18 protein-coding genes are annotated in these 17,294 nt (G+C 65.0%); 8 read left to right on the top strand and 10 right to left on the bottom strand.

The window, feature by feature from the left end; translation table 11 throughout:
• Nucleotides 1-80 precede the first annotated feature (80 nt).
• The 3 genes from P7A97_RS09430 (at nucleotide 81) to P7A97_RS09420 (ending at nucleotide 2,542) form a co-directional block, all read left to right on the top strand.
• Entirely contained in the window at nucleotides 81-1,268 is a 1,188-nt protein-coding gene (locus P7A97_RS09430) for a GGDEF domain-containing protein (RefSeq protein WP_277689678.1), read from the top strand.
• Nucleotides 1,269-1,296: 28 nt separating this feature from the next.
• Complete coding sequence (locus P7A97_RS09425; RefSeq protein ID WP_277689677.1) at nucleotides 1,297-1,809, top strand: dihydrofolate reductase; 513 nt, start codon at nucleotides 1,297-1,299, stop codon at nucleotides 1,807-1,809.
• 85 nt (nucleotides 1,810-1,894) lie between these two features.
• Nucleotides 1,895-2,542, top strand: a complete 648-nt coding sequence (locus tag P7A97_RS09420) for a YitT family protein (RefSeq protein WP_277689676.1) — start codon at nucleotides 1,895-1,897, stop codon at nucleotides 2,540-2,542.
• Here P7A97_RS09420 and P7A97_RS09415 read toward each other — a convergent pair.
• Both P7A97_RS09415 and ilvD read right to left on the bottom strand, forming a co-directional pair.
• Nucleotides 2,524-3,006: a metallophosphoesterase family protein gene (locus tag P7A97_RS09415; RefSeq protein WP_277689675.1), complete on the bottom strand. Its 483-nt coding sequence runs from the start codon at nucleotides 3,004-3,006 to the stop codon at nucleotides 2,524-2,526. The two genes, P7A97_RS09420 and P7A97_RS09415, sit on opposite strands and share 19 nt — an antisense overlap.
• A 61-nt stretch (nucleotides 3,007-3,067) precedes the next feature.
• Nucleotides 3,068-4,903 carry a dihydroxy-acid dehydratase gene (gene ilvD / locus P7A97_RS09410; protein ID WP_277689674.1) on the bottom strand — a complete coding sequence of 612 codons (1,836 nt, stop codon included), beginning with the start codon at nucleotides 4,901-4,903 and terminating at the stop codon, nucleotides 3,068-3,070.
• Between the two features lie 473 nt (nucleotides 4,904-5,376).
• Between ilvD and P7A97_RS09405 the strand changes: the two genes are divergently transcribed.
• Nucleotides 5,377-6,213, top strand: coding sequence for an alpha/beta hydrolase (locus P7A97_RS09405; RefSeq protein ID WP_277689673.1), 837 nt, complete (start codon nucleotides 5,377-5,379; stop codon nucleotides 6,211-6,213).
• Nucleotides 6,214-6,356: 143 nt separating this feature from the next.
• On the opposite strand, the gene P7A97_RS09400 is transcribed toward P7A97_RS09405, so the two are convergent.
• The gene (locus P7A97_RS09400) at nucleotides 6,357-7,553 is read right to left on the bottom strand and encodes a class I SAM-dependent rRNA methyltransferase (RefSeq protein ID WP_277689672.1); all 1,197 of its coding nucleotides are present in this window, start codon (nucleotides 7,551-7,553) and stop codon (nucleotides 6,357-6,359) included.
• 190 nt (nucleotides 7,554-7,743) lie between these two features.
• On the opposite strand from P7A97_RS09400, the gene P7A97_RS09395 reads away from it, so the two are divergent.
• The 4 genes from P7A97_RS09395 to P7A97_RS09380 all read left to right on the top strand — a co-directional run bounded on the left by P7A97_RS09395 (nucleotide 7,744) and on the right by P7A97_RS09380 (nucleotide 10,475).
• Nucleotides 7,744-8,556, top strand: a complete 813-nt coding sequence (locus P7A97_RS09395) for an HDOD domain-containing protein (protein ID WP_277689759.1) — start codon at nucleotides 7,744-7,746, stop codon at nucleotides 8,554-8,556.
• Between the two features lie 60 nt (nucleotides 8,557-8,616).
• Nucleotides 8,617-9,429: a bifunctional DNA-formamidopyrimidine glycosylase/DNA-(apurinic or apyrimidinic site) lyase gene (gene mutM / locus P7A97_RS09390; RefSeq protein WP_277689671.1), complete on the top strand. Its 813-nt coding sequence runs from the start codon at nucleotides 8,617-8,619 to the stop codon at nucleotides 9,427-9,429.
• 44 nt (nucleotides 9,430-9,473) lie between these two features.
• Complete coding sequence (locus tag P7A97_RS09385; RefSeq protein ID WP_277689670.1) at nucleotides 9,474-10,052, top strand: lysophospholipid acyltransferase family protein; 579 nt, start codon at nucleotides 9,474-9,476, stop codon at nucleotides 10,050-10,052.
• An 84-nt stretch (nucleotides 10,053-10,136) separates the two neighbouring features.
• Nucleotides 10,137-10,475: a multidrug transporter gene (locus P7A97_RS09380; protein ID WP_277689669.1), complete on the top strand. Its 339-nt coding sequence runs from the start codon at nucleotides 10,137-10,139 to the stop codon at nucleotides 10,473-10,475.
• Nucleotides 10,476-10,507: 32 nt separating this feature from the next.
• Here P7A97_RS09380 and ggt read toward each other — a convergent pair whose 3' ends face one another.
• From ggt to P7A97_RS09345, 7 genes are all read right to left on the bottom strand, one after another.
• A complete protein-coding gene (gene ggt / locus P7A97_RS09375) occupies nucleotides 10,508-12,202 on the bottom strand; it encodes a gamma-glutamyltransferase (protein WP_277689668.1) in 1,695 nt (564 codons plus the stop codon).
• A gap of 62 nt (nucleotides 12,203-12,264) precedes the next feature.
• On the bottom strand, nucleotides 12,265-12,516 hold the full coding sequence (locus tag P7A97_RS09370; protein WP_068827545.1) for a YfhL family 4Fe-4S dicluster ferredoxin: 252 nt from the start codon (nucleotides 12,514-12,516) through the stop codon (nucleotides 12,265-12,267).
• Between the two features lie 93 nt (nucleotides 12,517-12,609).
• On the bottom strand, nucleotides 12,610-13,089 hold the full coding sequence (gene coaD / locus P7A97_RS09365; protein ID WP_277689667.1) for a pantetheine-phosphate adenylyltransferase: 480 nt from the start codon (nucleotides 13,087-13,089) through the stop codon (nucleotides 12,610-12,612).
• Between the two features lie 67 nt (nucleotides 13,090-13,156).
• Nucleotides 13,157-13,528: a phosphopantetheine adenylyltransferase gene (locus P7A97_RS09360; RefSeq protein WP_277689666.1), complete on the bottom strand. Its 372-nt coding sequence runs from the start codon at nucleotides 13,526-13,528 to the stop codon at nucleotides 13,157-13,159.
• Nucleotides 13,525-15,117, bottom strand: coding sequence for a GMC family oxidoreductase (locus P7A97_RS09355; protein ID WP_277689665.1), 1,593 nt, complete (start codon nucleotides 15,115-15,117; stop codon nucleotides 13,525-13,527). Before P7A97_RS09355 ends, P7A97_RS09360 begins: the two co-directional genes overlap by 4 nt.
• Nucleotides 15,118-15,157: 40 nt before the next feature.
• Nucleotides 15,158-15,703 carry a twin-arginine translocation pathway signal protein gene (locus P7A97_RS09350; protein WP_277689664.1) on the bottom strand — a complete coding sequence of 182 codons (546 nt, stop codon included), beginning with the start codon at nucleotides 15,701-15,703 and terminating at the stop codon, nucleotides 15,158-15,160.
• Nucleotides 15,704-15,727: 24 nt separating this feature from the next.
• A complete protein-coding gene (locus tag P7A97_RS09345; RefSeq protein ID WP_277689663.1) occupies nucleotides 15,728-17,158 on the bottom strand; it encodes a coniferyl aldehyde dehydrogenase in 1,431 nt (476 codons plus the stop codon).
• Nucleotides 17,159-17,294 lie beyond the last annotated feature (136 nt).

Below are 17,294 nucleotides of genomic sequence, written 5' to 3'. Positions count from 1 at the left end.
TCAAGCATCGGAAAAATCCCGGTTGTGAGCGGGTATTGGCTGCGGCTAGGCTGCAGCAAAGCAATAACAAGAGTGTTGCCATGAAGCTGCCCTCCATTGTCTGGGCCAATCAGGATTCGCCGTATCTGCTGCAGTACCGCGACGGTTTTCGCCTGTTGCGTTTCAGCGATGGCCTGGAGCCGAGTTTTCGCCGCTATCACGGCGAGGTGTTCCTGGGGCGCATGCGCTGGGGGCTGCTGATCGCAGCGCTGCTATTCCTGCTGTTTGCCGGCCTGGACGCGCTCAGCCTGCCGGAGTCGGTACGCCGGCAAACCCTGTTCATCCGCCTCGGGCTGATCGTGCCGATGCTGCTACTGGCCTGGCTGGCAACCTTCAGCCGGCTGTTGCGCGGCTCGCTGCAACTGATCAGTGGGGCCTGCTCGCTGTCCTGCGGCCTGGGTATCGTCGGCATCATCTGGGTGGCGCGGGTGCATGAGTTCCCGTTGCCCTATGAGGGCATCATCCTGGCCACGGTGTTCTTCTACTTTCTCACCGGTTTGCGCCTGCTGGCGGCTGCGCTGTGCGGCTGGCTGACCTTCCTCGGCTATCTGCTGGTCGAAGTGAGCACCGGTTTGCCCGGCGCTGTGCTGCTGTACAACCTGTTCTTTCTGGCGACGGCGAACGTGATCGGTTCGGTCGGCGGCTACTTCCTCGAATACGCCGCGCGGCAGAACTTCCTGGCCCAGGGCTTGCTGCAGGAGGTGGCAGAGAAGGACGCGTTGACGGGCCTGTTCAATCGCCGGGCGTTTGCCGAACGGGCCGAGGCGGCCTGGCGCCAGGCCCAGCGCGATCAACAACCGGTGGCGGTGGCGATGCTCGATGTGGATTTCTTCAAACGCTTCAACGACCTCTACGGCCATGCTGCCGGCGACGAGGCGTTGCGCGCGGTGGCGCAGGTGCTCGGCCGCTATGCCCGTCGCCCGCTGGACGTGGTGGCACGCTACGGCGGCGAAGAGTTCGTCGGCTTCTGGTACGGGCTGGGCGAGGCCGACATCCAGCAGATCCTGGAGGAGGCGCGTGGCGAGGTGGAGCGGCTCGGCGTGGCTCATGCCCGGTCTGACGTGGCGCAGGTTCTGACCCTCAGCATCGGCCTGGCCTGGCAGCTACCGCAGGCGCACCAGAGCCTGGCCGACGCCCTGCGCCTGGCGGATGTGGCGCTGTACCTGGCCAAGGAGCAGGGGCGCAACCGGCTGGTCGGCAAGCGGCCGGGCAGTAGCCAAGTGGCCTGAAGGCTGGCCAGCCGGTATCCTCGCTGCCATGGAAACGACACTGCCCCTCTGCCTGATCGCCGCCCTCGCCGAAAACCGCGTGATTGGCCGCGACAACCAACTGCCCTGGCACCTGCCGGCGGATCTCAAGCACTTCAAGGCCAAGACCCTCGGCAAGCCGATCATCATGGGCCGCAAGACCTGGGACTCGCTCGGCCGGCCTCTGCCGGGTCGGCTCAACCTGGTTGTCAGCCGCCAGGCCGGGTTGCAACTGGAAGGCGCCGAGGTCTTCCCGAGCCTGGATGCCGCCATCGCCCGCGCCGATGAGTGGGCGCGGGCAGAGGGTGTCGACGAGCTAATGCTGATCGGCGGCGCCCAGCTCTACCAGCAAGGCCTGGCTCAGGCGAAACGCCTGTACCTGACCCGCGTGGCGCTGCAGCCGGAAGGCGATGCCTGGTTCCCGGCCTTCGCCGAGGACGACTGGCTGCGCAGCGAGCGTGAAGAGCACGCCGCCGTCGAGAACAGCCCCGCCTATTGCTTCGAGACCTGGCAGCGTCGCTAGGGCTTTCTCCAGCGTTATTGATCGAGGTCGCCTTCGTTCGAAGGCGACGCTCTATGCTTGCGTCTTCTCCCGACAGGTTTCGCCCATGACTGACAACACCGCCGAGCCCGCGCAGACGGAAACGGTCGCCGCCATCTTCGTTCGCCACCCGCTGTGGGAGGATGCCCTGGCGCTGCTGTTCGGCACTGCGTTGGTGGCTCTCGGGATCGCCTTCTACAGCCACGCCGGGCTGCTCACCGGCGGCACCGTGGGCATCGCCTTTCTGGCCAAGTACCTGGCCGGTTGGTCCTTCGGCCTGGTGTTCTGCCTGGTCAACCTGCCGTTCTACCTGCTCGGTATCTGGCGCCTGGGCTGGGGCTTCACCCTGCGCACCGGCTGCGCGGTGCTGCTGGTGTCGCTGCTGGCCGAACTAACGCCGGGCTGGGTGGCCTTCACCCACCTCAACGTGCTCTACGCCGCGCTGTTCGGCGGCGCGGCTATGGGCCTCGGGCTGCTCATGCTGTTCCGCCACAAGGCCAGCCTGGGCGGGGTGAACATCCTCGCCCTGTTCCTCCAGGAGCGCTTCGGCTTGCGTGCTGGCGCAGTGCAGATGGGCATCGATGCCGTCATCGTCCTCGGCGCGATCTTCGTGGTCACGCCGGACAAGGTGGTCCTGTCGGTGCTTGGTGCGGTGGTGCTCAACCTGGTGCTGGCGCTCAATCACCGCAGTGATCGCTACGTCGGGGTGAGCTGACCCGGCTGGGGCTGCAGCTCGACCAGCTCGGCGCGCGGCTCGCCGTCCTCGATATGCAGCAGGCCGACGCAGATCGGCAACTTGAAGCGCCGCGGCCCGGCGCTGCCAGGGTTAACCCACAGGCGCCCGTCGCGCTGCTCGATCAGCGGCTTGTGCGAATGCCCGGTGATCACCACCCGCACGCTCTCTGGTAGCTGCGCCGGTACATGCGCCAGCTCATGCACCAGATACAGGCCGAAACCACCCAGCTGTAGCTCTACCTGCTGCGGCAGTCCGGCGGCCCAATCCAGCCCCTCGTCGTTGTTGCCGCGCACCACGCATAGCGGGGCGATCTGGCGCAATGCGTCGAGAATCTCCGGCTTGCCGATATCACCGGCATGCAGGATGTGCGCGCAACCGGCCAGCGCCGCCAACGCTTCGGGGCGCAGCAGACCGTGGGTATCGCTGATCAGGCCGATGCGCATAGCGTCCTCCACAAATGAGAAAGCCCGGCACTGGGCCGGGCTTTCTAGGCTAACGCAGGGCTCAGCCGAGCAGCGACTTGTCGCGCACCGCACCCTTGTCGGCGCTGGTGGCCAGCAGGGCGTAGGCCTTGAGGGCGGTGGTCACCTTGCGCGCACGCGGGGCGACCGGCTTCCAGCCTTTCTTGTCCTGCTCGGCGCGGCGCACAGCCAGCTCTTCATCGCTCACCAGCAGGTTGATGCTGCGGTTGGGGATGTCGATCAGCACCTTGTCGCCGTCGCGTACCAGGCCGATGGCGCCGCCGGCGGCGGCTTCCGGCGAGGCGTGGCCGATGGACAGGCCCGAGGTGCCGCCGGAGAAGCGGCCGTCGGTGAGCAGGGCGCACTGCTTGCCCAGGCCCTTGGACTTCAGGTAACTGGTCGGGTAGAGCATTTCCTGCATGCCCGGACCGCCTTTCGGGCCTTCGTAGCGAATGATCACGATATCGCCAGGCTTCACTTCGTCGGCGAGGATGCCCTTCACGGCGCTGTCCTGGCTTTCGAAGATCTTGGCGTTGCCTTCGAACACGTGGATCGACTCGTCGACGCCGGCAGTCTTCACCACGCAGCCGTCGAGGGCGATGTTGCCGTACAGCACGGCCAGGCCGCCCTCCTGCGAGTAGGCGTGCTCGACCGAGCGAATGCAGCCGTTTTCACGGTCGTCGTCCAGGGTGTCCCAGCGGGTGCTCTGGCTGAAGGCGGTCTGGGTCGGGATGCCGGCCGGGCCTGCCTTGAAGAAGGTGTGCACCTTCTCGTCTTTGGTCTGGGTGATGTCCCACTCGGCGATGGCGTCGGCCATGCTCGGGCTGTGCACGGTCGGCACGTCGGTGTGCAGCAGGCCGCCACGGGCCAGCTCGCCGAGGATGGAGAAGATGCCGCCGGCGCGGTGCACGTCTTCCATGTGGTACTTCTGGATGTTCGGCGCGACCTTGCACAGCTGCGGCACCTTGCGCGACAGGCGGTCGATGTCGCGCAGGTCGAAGGCCAGCTCGGCCTCCTGGGCGGCGGCCAGCAGGTGCAGGATGGTGTTGGTCGAGCCGCCCATGGCGATGTCCAGGGTCATGGCGTTCTCGAACGCCTTGAAGCTGGCGACATTGCGCGGCAGTACCGACTCGTCGCCCTCGCCGTAGTAGCGCTGGCACAGCTCGACGGCCAGGCGGCCGGCGCGCAGGAACAGCTGCTCGCGGTCGCTGTGGGTGGCCAGGGTCGAACCGTTGCCCGGCAGGGACAGGCCGAGGGCTTCGGTCAGGCAGTTCATCGAGTTGGCGGTGAACATGCCGGAGCAGCTGCCGCAGGTCGGGCAGGCGCTGCGCTCGTACTCGGCGACTTTCTCGTCGGAGCAGGAGTCGTCGGCGGCGACGACCATGGCGTCGACCAGGTCCAGGCCGTGGTTGGCCAGCTTGGTCTTGCCGGCTTCCATCGGCCCGCCGGAGACGAACACCACTGGGATGTTCAGGCGCAGGGCGGCCATCAGCATGCCGGGGGTGATTTTGTCGCAGTTGGAGATGCAGACGATGGCGTCGGCGCAGTGGGCGTTGACCATGTACTCCACGGAGTCGGCGATGATCTCGCGGCTCGGCAGCGAATAGAGCATGCCGTCGTGGCCCATGGCGATGCCGTCGTCGACGGCGATGGTGTTGAACTCCTTGGCCACGCCGCCGTGCTTCTCGATCTCGCGGGCGACCAGCTGGCCGAGGTCCTTCAGGTGCACGTGGCCGGGCACGAATTGGGTGAAGGAGTTGGCGATGGCGATGATCGGTTTCTTGAAGTCTTCGTCCTTCATCCCGGTGGCGCGCCACAGGGCGCGGGCGCCGGCCATGTTGCGGCCGTGGGTGGAGGTCTTCGAGCGATAGTCAGGCATGACGGTTCCTGCGGCTGAATCAGGTGATGTGCGTATGGTGAGCGTCGACTGGACCGGATGCAAACGGCAGATGGCCGTACGTTCGGATGGGGCCGCAGGACGAAACGGGGTCGCCGCTCGTTCGGCCCGGGCTCACGGGCCCGCCGGGGGATGGTTGGCGAGGAATGGCTCGATTCTACGCCGCCCGCCGCTGTCTGGGAAAGGCTGGCGCTGCGCGGGCGGTCAGGTGATATGCCTTCAGTCAGCCTCCAGGGCTCGTGCTTTGGTGCGGTACCGCCGGTCGGCTTTCACCATTCGGGCGATTGTTGGGGTGACTGGATGGTCACGTAGGGTGCATGCCGGCGTGCCAGGGTGGGCGCGCCGAACGCCAGCGTGTTTCAGGGATGAGTGCAGTGCAGCCTAGTCCGATGACGTGGGTCGGGAGGGCCGTGGCGACTCCTGATCAACAACAAGAACAATGAGGACACCCTGCAATGCTCAACCGCAAATTTGGCCTCGCGGCCGCCCTTGCCTTCGCGTCCAGCTCTGCTATCGCAGCGCTGCCGGATACGCCCGGTACGCCGTTCCCGGCGGTTTCCAGCTTCGACAACAGTGGCCCCTATGCCACGACCAACCAGAGCGAAGGCCCCGGCTGTCGCATCTATCGTCCCAGCAACCTGGGGCAGAATGGTGTGCGCCATCCGATCATCCTGTGGGGTAACGGCACCGGTGCCACGCCTGCGACCTACGGGGCTTTGCTGACGCACTGGGCCAGCCATGGTTTTGTGGTGGCGGCTGCAGATACTTCCGATGCCGGTACCGGCCAGGAAATGCTCGCCTGCCTGACCTACCTGGTGCAGGCCAACAGCAGCAGCTACGGCACCTATGCCGGCAAGCTCAACGCCGGTCGTGTCGGTACTTCGGGTCACTCCCAAGGTGGCGGCGGTTCGATCATGGCGGGCCAGGACGACCGCGTGCGTACCACGGCACCGATTCAGCCCTACACCTTGGGTCTGGGCCACAACAGTGCCTCGCAGAGCAGGCAGAAAGGGCCGATGTTCCTTATGTCGGGAGGTGGCGATACGCTGGCCATTCCCTACCTGAATGCCCAGCCGGTATACAACCGCATCAATCAGCCGATCTTCTGGGGTGAGCGCCGCTACGTCAGCCACTTCGAGCCGGTGGGTGACGGTGGCGCCTACCGTGGGCCTTCCACGGCCTGGTTCCGCTACCAGCTGATGAATGACGCGAACGCCAGCAGCACCTTCAACGGCACTTTCTGTCGCCTGTGTACCAGCACGCTCTGGTCCGTGAAGCGCAAGGGCTTCTGACGGGGTTATGCCTGGGCCCCGTCCGCTGGTGCGAGCGGGGCTTTTCATTATCATCGGGAGATCACGTAGGCGCGGCTTTAGCCGCGATGGGGCATTGCAAAAGCATCGCGGCTAAAGCCGCTCCCACGGATCAGTGCCTGGACTCAGCTGTTGGGCAGCAGGCGCACAGTCAGGCTCTTGATGTAGCGGGTCTCGGCGATGGCCGGGTGCACCGGGTGGTCCGGGCCCTGGGCGCCACGCTCGAGCAGCTGGATATTGCGGTCGAGGTGTCGGGCGCTGGTCAGCAGAATGTTCTGCAGGTGGTCTTCTTCCAGGTGCATGGAGCAGCTGGCACTGACCAGGATGCCGTCCTTGTTGAGCATGCGCATGGCGGTTTCGTTGAGGCGGCGGTAGGCGGCCTCGCCGTTCTTGATGTCCTTCTTGCGTTTGATGAAGGCGGGCGGGTCAGCCACGATCACGTCGAAGCGCTCCTCGGCGCCTTTCAGTTCTCTCAGCGCGGCGAATACGTCGCCTTCCACACAGGTGACTTTCTCGGCAACACCGTTAAGGGTGGCGTTGCGCTCGACACCATCGAGGGCGAAGCCGGAGGCATCCACGCAGAACACTTCGCTGGCGCCAAAGGCCGCGGCCTGTACGCCCCAGCCGCCGATGTAGCTGAACAGGTCGAGCACGCGCTTGCCCTTCACATAGGGCGCCAGGCGCGCGCGGTTCATGCGGTGATCGTAGAACCAGCCGGTCTTCTGGCCTTCCAGTACCGGGGCCTGGAATTGCACGCCATTCTCTTCCAGGTCCACCCACTCCGGCACCACGCCGAAGGCGGTATCGACGTAGCGCTCCAGGCCTTCGGCGTCACGGGCGCTGGAGTCGTTCTTGAACAGGATGCCGCGTGGCTTGAGCACCTGCACCAGGGCCTCGATCACGGCGTCCTTGGCGCGCTCCATGGCAGCGGAAGCCAGTTGCACCACCAGGTGATCGCCGAAGCGGTCGACCACCAGGCCCGGCAGCAGGTCGGAATCGCCGTACACCAGGCGGTAGAAGGGCTTGTCGAACAGGCGTTCGCGCAGGCTCAGGGCGACGTTGAGGCGGTGTACCAGCAGGGACTTGTCCAGCACGTGCTTGGTGTCGCGCGACAGCAGGCGGGCGCAGATCAGGTTGTTCGGGCTCATCGCCACGATGCCCAGCGACTTGCCGCCAGCGGCTTCGAGAATGGCCTGGTCGCCCGGCTGGAACAGGTTCAGCGGGGTGGCGGCGACATCGATCTCGTTGCTGTAGACCCAAAGGTGACCCGCGCGCAGGCGGCGATCGGCGTTGGCTTTGAGGCGCAGGCTGGGCAGGGACATGGGGCTACTCCGGCAAAAAGAGCGGAAGTATAGCCGTTCACGAGAGGGCGCGGCGTTTACAAAAGTTGGCTGCAGAGTCGAGATTGCTTTGGCTAAACTGTGACCCATCTCCTATTCCTCTCTCGTTGCCGCAGTCATGGCTCAAGAACTCTCCGCCGAACAGATCCGCCAGGTGCTGCAGGGCATCAGCGTGCCGCCTCAACCGCAGATCATGGTCGACCTGCAGATGGAGCAGTTCCTGCCCAACCCGGACCTGAAGACCATCGCCAAGCTGATCAGCCAGGACCCCGGTCTGTCCGGCGCGTTGCTGAAGATCGTCAACTCGCCGCACTTCGGCCTGGCCAACCGCATCGCCTCGATCCAGCAGGCGGTCAACCTGCTCGGTTGCGACACGGTGATCAACCTGATCAATGCCCAGTCGATCAAGGGTGAGCTGACCGACGAAGCCATCGTCACCCTCAACCGCTTCTGGGATACCGCCCAGGACGTGGCCAACACCTGCCTGACCCTAGCCAAGCGCATCGGCTACCAGTCGCCGGACGAGGCCTACACCCTGGGCCTGTTCCACAACTGCGGCATCCCGCTGATGCTCAAGCGCTTCCCCAACTACATGACGGTGCTGGAAGAGGCCTACTACAACGCCGGCAGCGAGCGCCGCGTGGTGGACACCGAGAACCGCCTGCTCAATACCAACCACGCGGTGGTCGGCTACTTCACCGCCAAGTCGTGGAACCTGCCGCTGCACCTGTGCGAGGCGATTGCCAACCACCACAACGCGTTGTCCTTCTTCGAGGAAGAAGGCGGCCGCGACGCCCAGCTGAAGACGCTGATGGCCATCCTCAAGATGGCTGAGCACATCTGCTCCAGCTACAAAGTGCTGGGCAACCAGGAAGACGATCACGAGTGGGCCAGCATCCAGCAGCTGGTGCTGGAGTACGTGGGGCTGTCCGAGTACGACTTCGAGAACCTGCGCGAAAGCATCCGCGAGCTGGGCGTGGCCTGATTTCCTGCTCGCCAGCTTCCTGCTAGGGTGGCGGCTGCTCCGTAGTGCCCCGAGTTTTCCATGCCTGAACTACCCGAAGTCGAAACCACCCGTCGTGGCATCGCTCCTCATCTTGAAGGCCAGCGCGTCAGCCGTGTGCTGGTGCGCGAGCGCCGCCTGCGCTGGCCGATTCCCGAAGACCTCGACGTGCGCCTGTCCGGCCAGCGCATCGAGTGTGTTGAGCGGCGCGCCAAGTACCTGCTGATCAAGGCCGAAAGCGGCACGCTGATCGGCCATCTGGGCATGTCCGGCAACCTGCGCCTGGTGCCGGTGGGTACACCCGCGGCCAAGCATGAGCATGTCGATATCGAACTGGAGTCGGGGCTGGCGCTGCGCTACACCGACCCGCGGCGCTTCGGTGCGCTGTTGTGGAGCGATGATCCGCTCAACCATGAACTGCTGCTCAAGCTGGGCCCGGAGCCACTCACCGACCTGTTCGATGGCGAGCGCCTGTACCAGCTGTCACGCGGTCGCAGCATGGCGGTTAAGCCGTTCATCATGGATAACGCGGTGGTCGTGGGTGTGGGCAACATCTACGCCACGGAAGCCCTGTTCTCCGCCGGTATCGACCCGCGGCGCGCCGCCGGCTCCATTTCCCGTGCGCGTTATATGGCGCTGGCGCTGGAGATCAAGCGCATCCTGGCTCATGCCATCGAGCGTGGCGGCACGACCCTTCGCGATTTCATCGGCGGCGACGGCCAGCCCGGCTATTTCCAGCAGGAGCTGTTCGCCTACGGTCGTGGCGGCCAGTTCTGCAAGGTGTGCGGCAGCACGCTACGTGAGGTGAAGCTGGGCCAGCGCGCCAGCGTGTACTGCCCGAAATGCCAGCGTTGAACGCAGTCAGAATAACGGCCGAGAACAATAACAAGAGGTAATAGATGTCCGGCAACTACCTGCCGCCCAATCCGTTCGCTGCGTGGTTGGGGCGAACCGTACTGCGCCTTCTGGGGTGGCGCATCGAAGGTGAACTGCCCAGGCTCGACAAGTTCGTTGCCATCGGTGCTCACCACACCTCCAACTGGGACTTCGTGATTTTCATCGCCCTAAAGTTCGTGCTGCGCCTGAATGCGCGCTGGTTCGGCAAGCACAGCATCTTCCGCTGGCCGTTCGCCGGACTGATGCGCAGCTGGGGCGGCATCCCTATCCAGCGCCATTTGAGTCTGAACATGGTGGAGCAGGCGATTCAGGGCTTTCGCGACAACCCTGAATTCATTCTGGTGCTGTCGCCGGAGGGCACGCGCAAGAAGGTGGAACGTTGGAAGATGGGCTTCTATCACATCGCCGTGGGGGCCGGTGTACCCATCGTGCCGGGGGCGCTGGACTTTGCCAATCGGCGGGTGGTCATTGGTTCTCCGTTTTATCCCAGCGGGGATGCGGAAGCAGATCTGCGTGCCCTGTTGGCATTTTTCCGGCCCTTTGTTCCGAAGAAGCCGCAGTTCGCATTCCACGGCGATTGACGGCGTTCACGCTGACAATTGCGTAGGCGCTGTTATAGTTAGCCGTACGCTCTGCCATAACTACACATAATGAAGGACTGCGCCATGAACCTGTTTCGCACCACCGCCGCTGTCTTGGCTCTGACCACTGGCCTGCTGGCACTGCCGGCGCAGGCGGACGTGGCTCAGCAGAATGTCAGTGGTGATCCGACCTACACCGTCGAAGCCCCACCGGCCTATGCCATGGTCGGTGACCTGGTTATCGCCCGCCCGCTGCTGATCGCCGGCACCATCATCGGCGCCGGTGTATTCCTCGTCAGCCTGCCGTTCACCGCATTGGGTGGCAACGTCAAGGAAGCCGGCGAAGCGCTGGTGGTCGAGCCGGGCATGGCCGCTTTCGTGCGTTGCCTGGGCTGCACCGAGAGCGGCTACAAGAAGGACTGATTCTTCTCCCCGCATGTAACCAAGAAGCCGGCCTAGTGACCGGCTTCTTGGTTTTCGGCCGGCCAGAAATCGGCGCGGCCAACGCCTCGTGGATCGCTGGCGGCTTCGACCTGGCCGTTCTGCTTGCGCCATAGCAGTACCTGCTGGTTGCCATAGCGGCGGTTGACCTGGCTTAGCGTGTGCCCGCGCATCTCCAGGCTGGCGCGTTGGCCAGCGCTGAAGGCGCCGGGTTCGTACTCGATGACATCCGGCAGGTACTGGTGGTGGTAACGCGGTGTAGCCGGCCACTGTTGTACCGGCTTGCCGTCCAGGTAATCGAGCACGGCCAGCAGCACCATGCTGGGGATGCGGCTGCCTCCGGGGGTGCCAAAGGAGGCCAGTTCCGCTTCGCTTTCGATGAAGGTCGGGCTCATGCTCGACAGCGGGCGTTTTCCGCCGGCGATGGCATTGGCCTGGCTGCCAGTCAGGCCGTAGACGTTGCTGCCATTGGGGTCGGCAGCGAAGTCGTCCATCTCGTTGTTGAGCAGGACGCCGGTGCCCGGCACAGTGAAGGCGGCGCCGAAGGGCAGGTTGATCGACAGGGTGGCGGTCACGGCGTTGCCCTGGGTATCGATCACGGTGAAGTGGGTGGTGTGGTCCCCCTCACGCCAGGCAGGTGCCGGCGGCAGGCTGCTGCTGGGTGTGGCGGATTGCAGCTCAATGCCCTTGGCAAGGCCGCGCAGGTAATGGCTGTCGAGCAACTGAGCCAGCGGGTTGCGCACCTGGTCGGGATCGCCTAGCAGGCCGCGATCGCGGTAGGCGCGGCGCAGCACTTCACTCACGTAGTGGCTGCGTTGCACGTCGCCGGCCTTCTGCCAGGGCAGTTGCTGGAGCATGGCCAGGCTTTGGGCGATGGCCACGCCGCCGGCCGAGGGCGGTGGCGCGCTGATCAGCTCGCGACCGTCGGCGAGTGAAAAGCGCAGCGGTTGGCGCTCGACCACGCGGTATTCACGCAAGTCGCGCTCGCTCCAGATGCCGCCGGCGGCACGCACGCCTGCCAGCAGCCGACGTGCCGTTTCGCCGCCATAGAAACCGCTATGGCCGTTGTCCGCCAGGCGTTGCAGAGTACGTTCCAGTTCGGGCTGGCGGAGCAGGCCGTGCAACGGCGGCAGACGGCCTTGGTCGAGAAAGATGCGCGCGGTTTCACCATCCTTCTGCATAGCTTCGAGGCGCCATTCGGCTCGTTCGCGATAGATCGGGTCGATGCCCACGCCGTCACGGGCCAGGCGCATTGCCGGGGTCAGTGAGTAGGCCAGGGGCAACTGGCCGTAGCGCTCGGCGAGCAGGGCCAGGGCGGCGGGCAGACCGGGTATGGCCGCTGCCAGTGGGCCGTTCAGCGACAGCTCGCGTTGCACCTGGCCGTTACGCCGATACAGGTCCGGGCCGGCACTCAGCGGCGCCCGCTCGCGGGCGTCGAGGAAGCGATAGACGGGTTTCTCACCCGCCTGGCGCAGCAGGAAAAAGCCTCCACCGCCCAGCCCAGAGCCATAGGGCTCGGCGACGGCGAGGGCTGCGGCAATCGCGACAGCGGCATCGAAGGCGTTGCCGCCCTGGGCCAGGGTTTCCAGACCGGCAACGGTGGCAGTCGGGTGTGCGCTGGCAACGGCGGCCCGGTTGGGCTTACCGTCGGTTGCCTGCACCAGGCTCGTGCAGAGCAGCAGGCAGAAGAGAAGAGCAGTTCTGAGCATGCGTTCGATCAATCCGCGGGCTGGGAACAACAGCCTAGCGGAGATCGTGCGGGAGTGGGGAATCAGGCTTTGCCGGTGATGATCAGGTACTTCTGCATCAGCTCGTCCTTGCTCTCGACGTTGGCCTCGTCGAGGGGGATGCAGTCCACCGGACAGACCTGCTGGCATTGCGGTTCGTCGTAGTGGCCGACGCATTCGGTACACAGGTTGGGGTCGATCACGTAGATCTCCTCACCCTGGGAAATGGCGCCGTTGGGGCACTCGGGCTCGCAGACGTCGCAGTTGATGCAGTCGTCGGTGATTTTCAGGGACATCGGGCAACTCCAGCCATGCGTTTGGGCATGGCGTTTTCAGGCATTCAGTGGTGCGAATTGTGCCGGATTGGCGAGCCCGGTGTCATGCGCAGATCAGCGCTGGAACCGCTCGGACAGTGCCTGGGCCACGGTCGGATGAACGAATTTGGTGATGTCGCCACCGAGGGCGGCGATCTCGCGCACCAGGGTCGAGGAGATGAAGGAGTACTTCTCCGACGGGGTGAGGAACATGCTCTCAACGTCCGGCGCCAGCTGGCGATTCATGTTGGCCAGCTGGAACTCGTACTCGAAGTCCGATACCGCGCGCAGGCCGCGCAGGAGGATGTTGGCGTTCTGTTCCTTGACGAAGTGCGCGAGCAGGGTGGAGAAGCCGACGATCTCGACGTTGGGCAGGTGTTTGGTGACTTCGCGCACGAGCTCGACGCGTTGTTCCAGGGGGAACAGCGGGTTCTTCTTCGGGCTGGCGGCGACCGCGATGATCACGGTGTCGAATAGGCGCGAGGCGCGCTCGATCAGGTCGCCGTGACCTTTGGTGATCGGGTCGAAGGTGCCCGGGTACAACACTCGATTCATCGTCTCGTCCTGCTCGGAGCGGTAAGAGTCGCGGATGGTAGCGCAGCGCTTTGCTCAGGGAAAAGCCTCAGGCCGTGCGCAGGTGCAGGGGTAGGGCCAGTAGCAGGCAGGCCAGGGCCACCCAGTCGGCCACCACCACTCGGCGTAAAGCCTCGTTGTAGAGCGGCGCGCTCCAGGCCAGCAGGAGGAAGCTGACAACGCTGATCAGGCCGCCAAGCAGGGCCAGGCCGCGCAGGCCGGGAACGAAGGCGGCCGCCACCAGCAGCGTGCCGAGCAGGCCGAAGAGCACCGCACGGTGGCGCATGAGAATCTGCAGGTTGGGCTCATCGAGCGCCAGGCCGTAGAGCGCGTTGAGCCGATCGCCGCCAAGCACGCCGATCAGCGGCAGCAGGTGAATGATGCCGGCCACCAGCAGCAGGGCGCCGATCAGCTTGCTCATGCCTTGAGGCGCTCGGCCAGCAACGTGGCGAGTTTCGCGGTCAGGCCGTAGATCGACAGCTGCGGGTTGGCGCCGATGCTGGTGGGGAACAGCGAGCCGTCATGGATCGAGAGGTTCTCCAGCTGGTGGTGGCGACCCAGGCTGTCGGTGACTGCCATTTTCGGATCTTCGCCCATGGCGCAGCCGCCCATCACGTGGGCACTGCCCAGGCGGGTCTGGAACAGGCGCAGATCGAGATTGTCGATCAGCGTCTTGGCTTCACCCAGGCTCTTCACGTAGCCAGCGGCTGCATGCAGTGGCATGACGGCCTTGGCCCCGGCGGCGAACTGGATCTCGGCCATGCTGTGGAAGGCGCGGCGGATGCCGTCCCAGCTGTAGTCGGTCATGCGGTAGTCGAGTACCGGCGTGCCGTCGCCACGTAGCTCAACCGTGCCTTCGGCGCTGTCTGGGTGGAAGCCATCGCGCATCAGTGCCAGCAGTACGTTGGTGTGCGGCAGCTGGGCCATGCGTTGGGCATTGTCCTGACCGATGCCGCCGAGCAGGGTGGAGGTCAGTGCCGGCTGCAGCGGCGGCACTTCCAGCTTGTAGGACATGCGCCCGGTGGTGCCGTCGTCCCACTGGAACTGGTCGGAATACACCGACTGCGGGGCGCCGTAGAACGGGTTGATGACCTGCTCGAACTGCGCCGCGGAGAAGTTCACCACATGCAGGAAGGTGCGCTTGCCGGCCCGCTGGTGTGGGTCAGGCGCCTCGGAGCGCATCAGTAGCGCTGGGCTGTTGATGCCGCCGCCAGCCAGTACGTAGTGTCTTGCCTTGACCATGATGCGCCGGCCGTTGGGCGCTACGCAGCGCGCGTCCATGCCTACGCATTCCAGGCCGCTGATGCGCTCGCCGTCGTGGATCAGACGTTCGGCGCGGGCCAGATAGAGCAGGGCGCCGCCCTTGTCCAGGGTGGCGGGAATGGTGGTGACCAGCATCGACTGCTTGGCGTTGGTCGGGCAGCCCATGCCGCAGTAGCCCAGGTTCCAGCAGCCGCGCACGTTGCGCGGGATGATGTGCCAGGCGTAGCCGAGCTTTTCGCAGCCGTCCTTGATCACCTGATTGTTGGGGTTGGGTGGAATGGCCCAGGGCGTGACGCCCAGGCGCTGCTCCATCTGCTCGAACCAGGGGGCCATTTCGGCCGGGCTGTGGCCTTTGACGTTATGGGCCTCGGCCCAGTGCTGCAGGGTCGGCTCCGGGGTGCGGAAGCTGGAGGTCCAGTTGACCAGGGTGGTGCCGCCGACGGCACGGCCCTGCAGGATGATGATGGCGCCATCCTTGCTCATGCGCCCGACGCCTTCCTGGTACAGCTGCGGATAGGCGTCGGCTTCCTGCATCTTGAAGTCGCTGCTGGTCTTCAGCGGGCCTTCTTCGATCAGCAGCACCTTGTAGCCGGCAGCGCTGAGGATCTCCGCGGTGGTGCCGCCGCCAGCGCCGCTACCGATGATAGCGACATCGGCTTCCAGTAGCAGGTCCTGCTCCAGACTGGAGCCGTCATAGGTGATCCAGCCTCGGGCCAGGCCTTCGCGGAAACTGTCGGGTACAGGCATCTTCGGTCTCTCTTTCTAGTTCTTGTAGGTATGGCGGCAGTCAGACCGTGGGTGGGCCGGGGTAACCGCAGTGAGCCCAGGATTGCGGCCGGGCGTACCAGGACATCAGCACCATCTTGACCAGCGATTCGTGGCCCATGCGCAGCAGTTCCAGCGAACTGTGTTCCCAGCGGTCGAGGAACTGGCGTATTTCGGCGGCGCTGGCGTTGTCCCAGTTGCGCCAGATGCCCGTCAGCGGGCCTCGGGTGGCGCCCATGGCCAGCACGTCGAACAGTTGCTGGGTGAGCTTGAGCAGCTCCGGCGAGACATGGTCGAGGCTCTGGTCGATGCCCAGCAGGGTGGCATCCACCGCCGCCGGCATATTGCCGCTGGTCACGGCGCCGTCGAGCAGCACCGGAATCAGTGCGCGCAGAAAAACCAGGTCGCTCTCGCGCAGGATGGCGAAGCCGCTGGCGGCCGCCGGTGACGAGCAGCCGCTGAGGCTGGCAGCCAGGCCGGCGGTGCCGAGCAGGGCACCGCCGAGCAGACCGACCTTGAGCAGGCCGCGTCGCGACAGCGACACGGTGTTGGTGGGGGTATCGGTCATTGTTGTTATGGCCCCGTGAGCTAATCAGCGAAGGAAGAGTTTCTGGATCAACTTCTGCAGCGGCTTGCCGTAAGGAGGGTAGATCAAACGCGCGCCGTTGAATCGCTGCTTGATCAGCACCGCCTTGGCTTTGCTGAAGGTGAGGAAGCCCTCGTGGCCATGGTAATGGCCCATGCCGGAGGGGCCGACGCCGCCGAACGGCATGTCGTCCTGGGCCACGTGCAGCATGGTGTCGTTGATGCACACGCCGCCGGAGTGGGTCTCGACCAGCACGCGCTCCTGCTCGGCCTTGTCGTAGCCGAAGTAGTACAGCGCCAGCGGGCGCGGGCGATCGTTGATGTAGTCGAAAGCCTGCTCGATGCCGCTGTACGGCACCACCGGCAGCAGCGGGCCGAAGATCTCGTCCTGCATCACCTTCATTTCATCGTTGGTGTTCAGTAGCAGGCACTGGGCCATGCGCCGCTCCTGATCCTTGTCGAACAGGCGGATGACCTGCGCGCCCTTGCTCTCGGCGTCGCTGATATAGCCCTTGAGGCGGCTGAGCTGGCGCTCGTTGATCACGGCGGTGTAGTCCGGGTTGTTTTCCAGCTTGGGGTAGAAGCGCTGCACCACCTGGCGGTAGGTGTTTACGAACTCCTCGACGCGGCCCTCCGGCACCAGCACATAGTCCGGCGCCACGCAGGTCTGCCCGGCGTTCATGGTCTTGCCGAAGGCGATGCGCTCGGCGGCGTCGAGCATCGGCACGTCGGCGGAGACGATGGCCGGCGACTTGCCGCCCAGCTCCAGGGTGACCGGCACCAGGTTGTCCGCGGCGGCGCGCATCACGTGCTTGCCGATGCTGGTGGCGCCGGTGAACAGCAGGTGGTCGAAGGGCAGGCGGGAGAAGGCCTGGCCGACCTCGGCCTCGCCCAGCACCACGGCGACCAGATCCTCGGGGAAGGCCTTGGCCAGGATGTCCTTGACCAGTTGCGAGGTCACCGGGGTGGCCTCGCTCATCTTGATCATCACCCGGTTGCCGGCGGACAGCGCGCCGATCAGCGGGCCGAAGGCGAGGAACAGCGGGTAGTTCCACGGCGAGATCACCCCGATCACCCCCAGCGGCTGGTAGATCACCTTGGCCTTGGCCGGCTGGAAGGACATGTCGACCGAGCGCTTCGACGGCTTCATCCACTTCTTCAGGCGCTTGCTGGCGTAGTGGATGCCGTTCAGGCTGGCCATGATCTCGGCCAGCATGGTCTCGCTCTCGGCACGGTTGCTGAAGTCGGCGTGCAGGGCGGCGATCAGCGCGTCCTTCTCCTGGTGGATCAGCTCGCGCAGGGTCTTCAGCCAGGCCAGGCGCTGCTCGGCGCTGGGCATGGGGTTGGCGCGGAAGGCGGCGCGCTGGGCGGCCAGCATGGGCTCCAGGGCGTCGATCTGCTGTTGGTTCTGCTGAAGGTAGGCAACATCGGCGACCATGGCGGGCGTCCTCGTGGGCGGCAGTTAAGGTGGCTACAATTTTTAGAGCAATTACTCTAAAGTGTCAAACAGCCTCTTCACCGGTCGTCAGACAGACTGCTTCCCTGTAACTTTTGCGCGAACGCCGCAACGAACC

The sequence above is a fragment of the Pseudomonas sp. GOM6 genome, assembly GCF_029537485.1.
GTDB lineage: Bacteria > Pseudomonadota > Gammaproteobacteria > Pseudomonadales > Pseudomonadaceae > Aquipseudomonas.
Note: the sequence above shows the minus strand (reverse complement) of the source record. Positions and strands in the feature narration are given on the sequence as shown.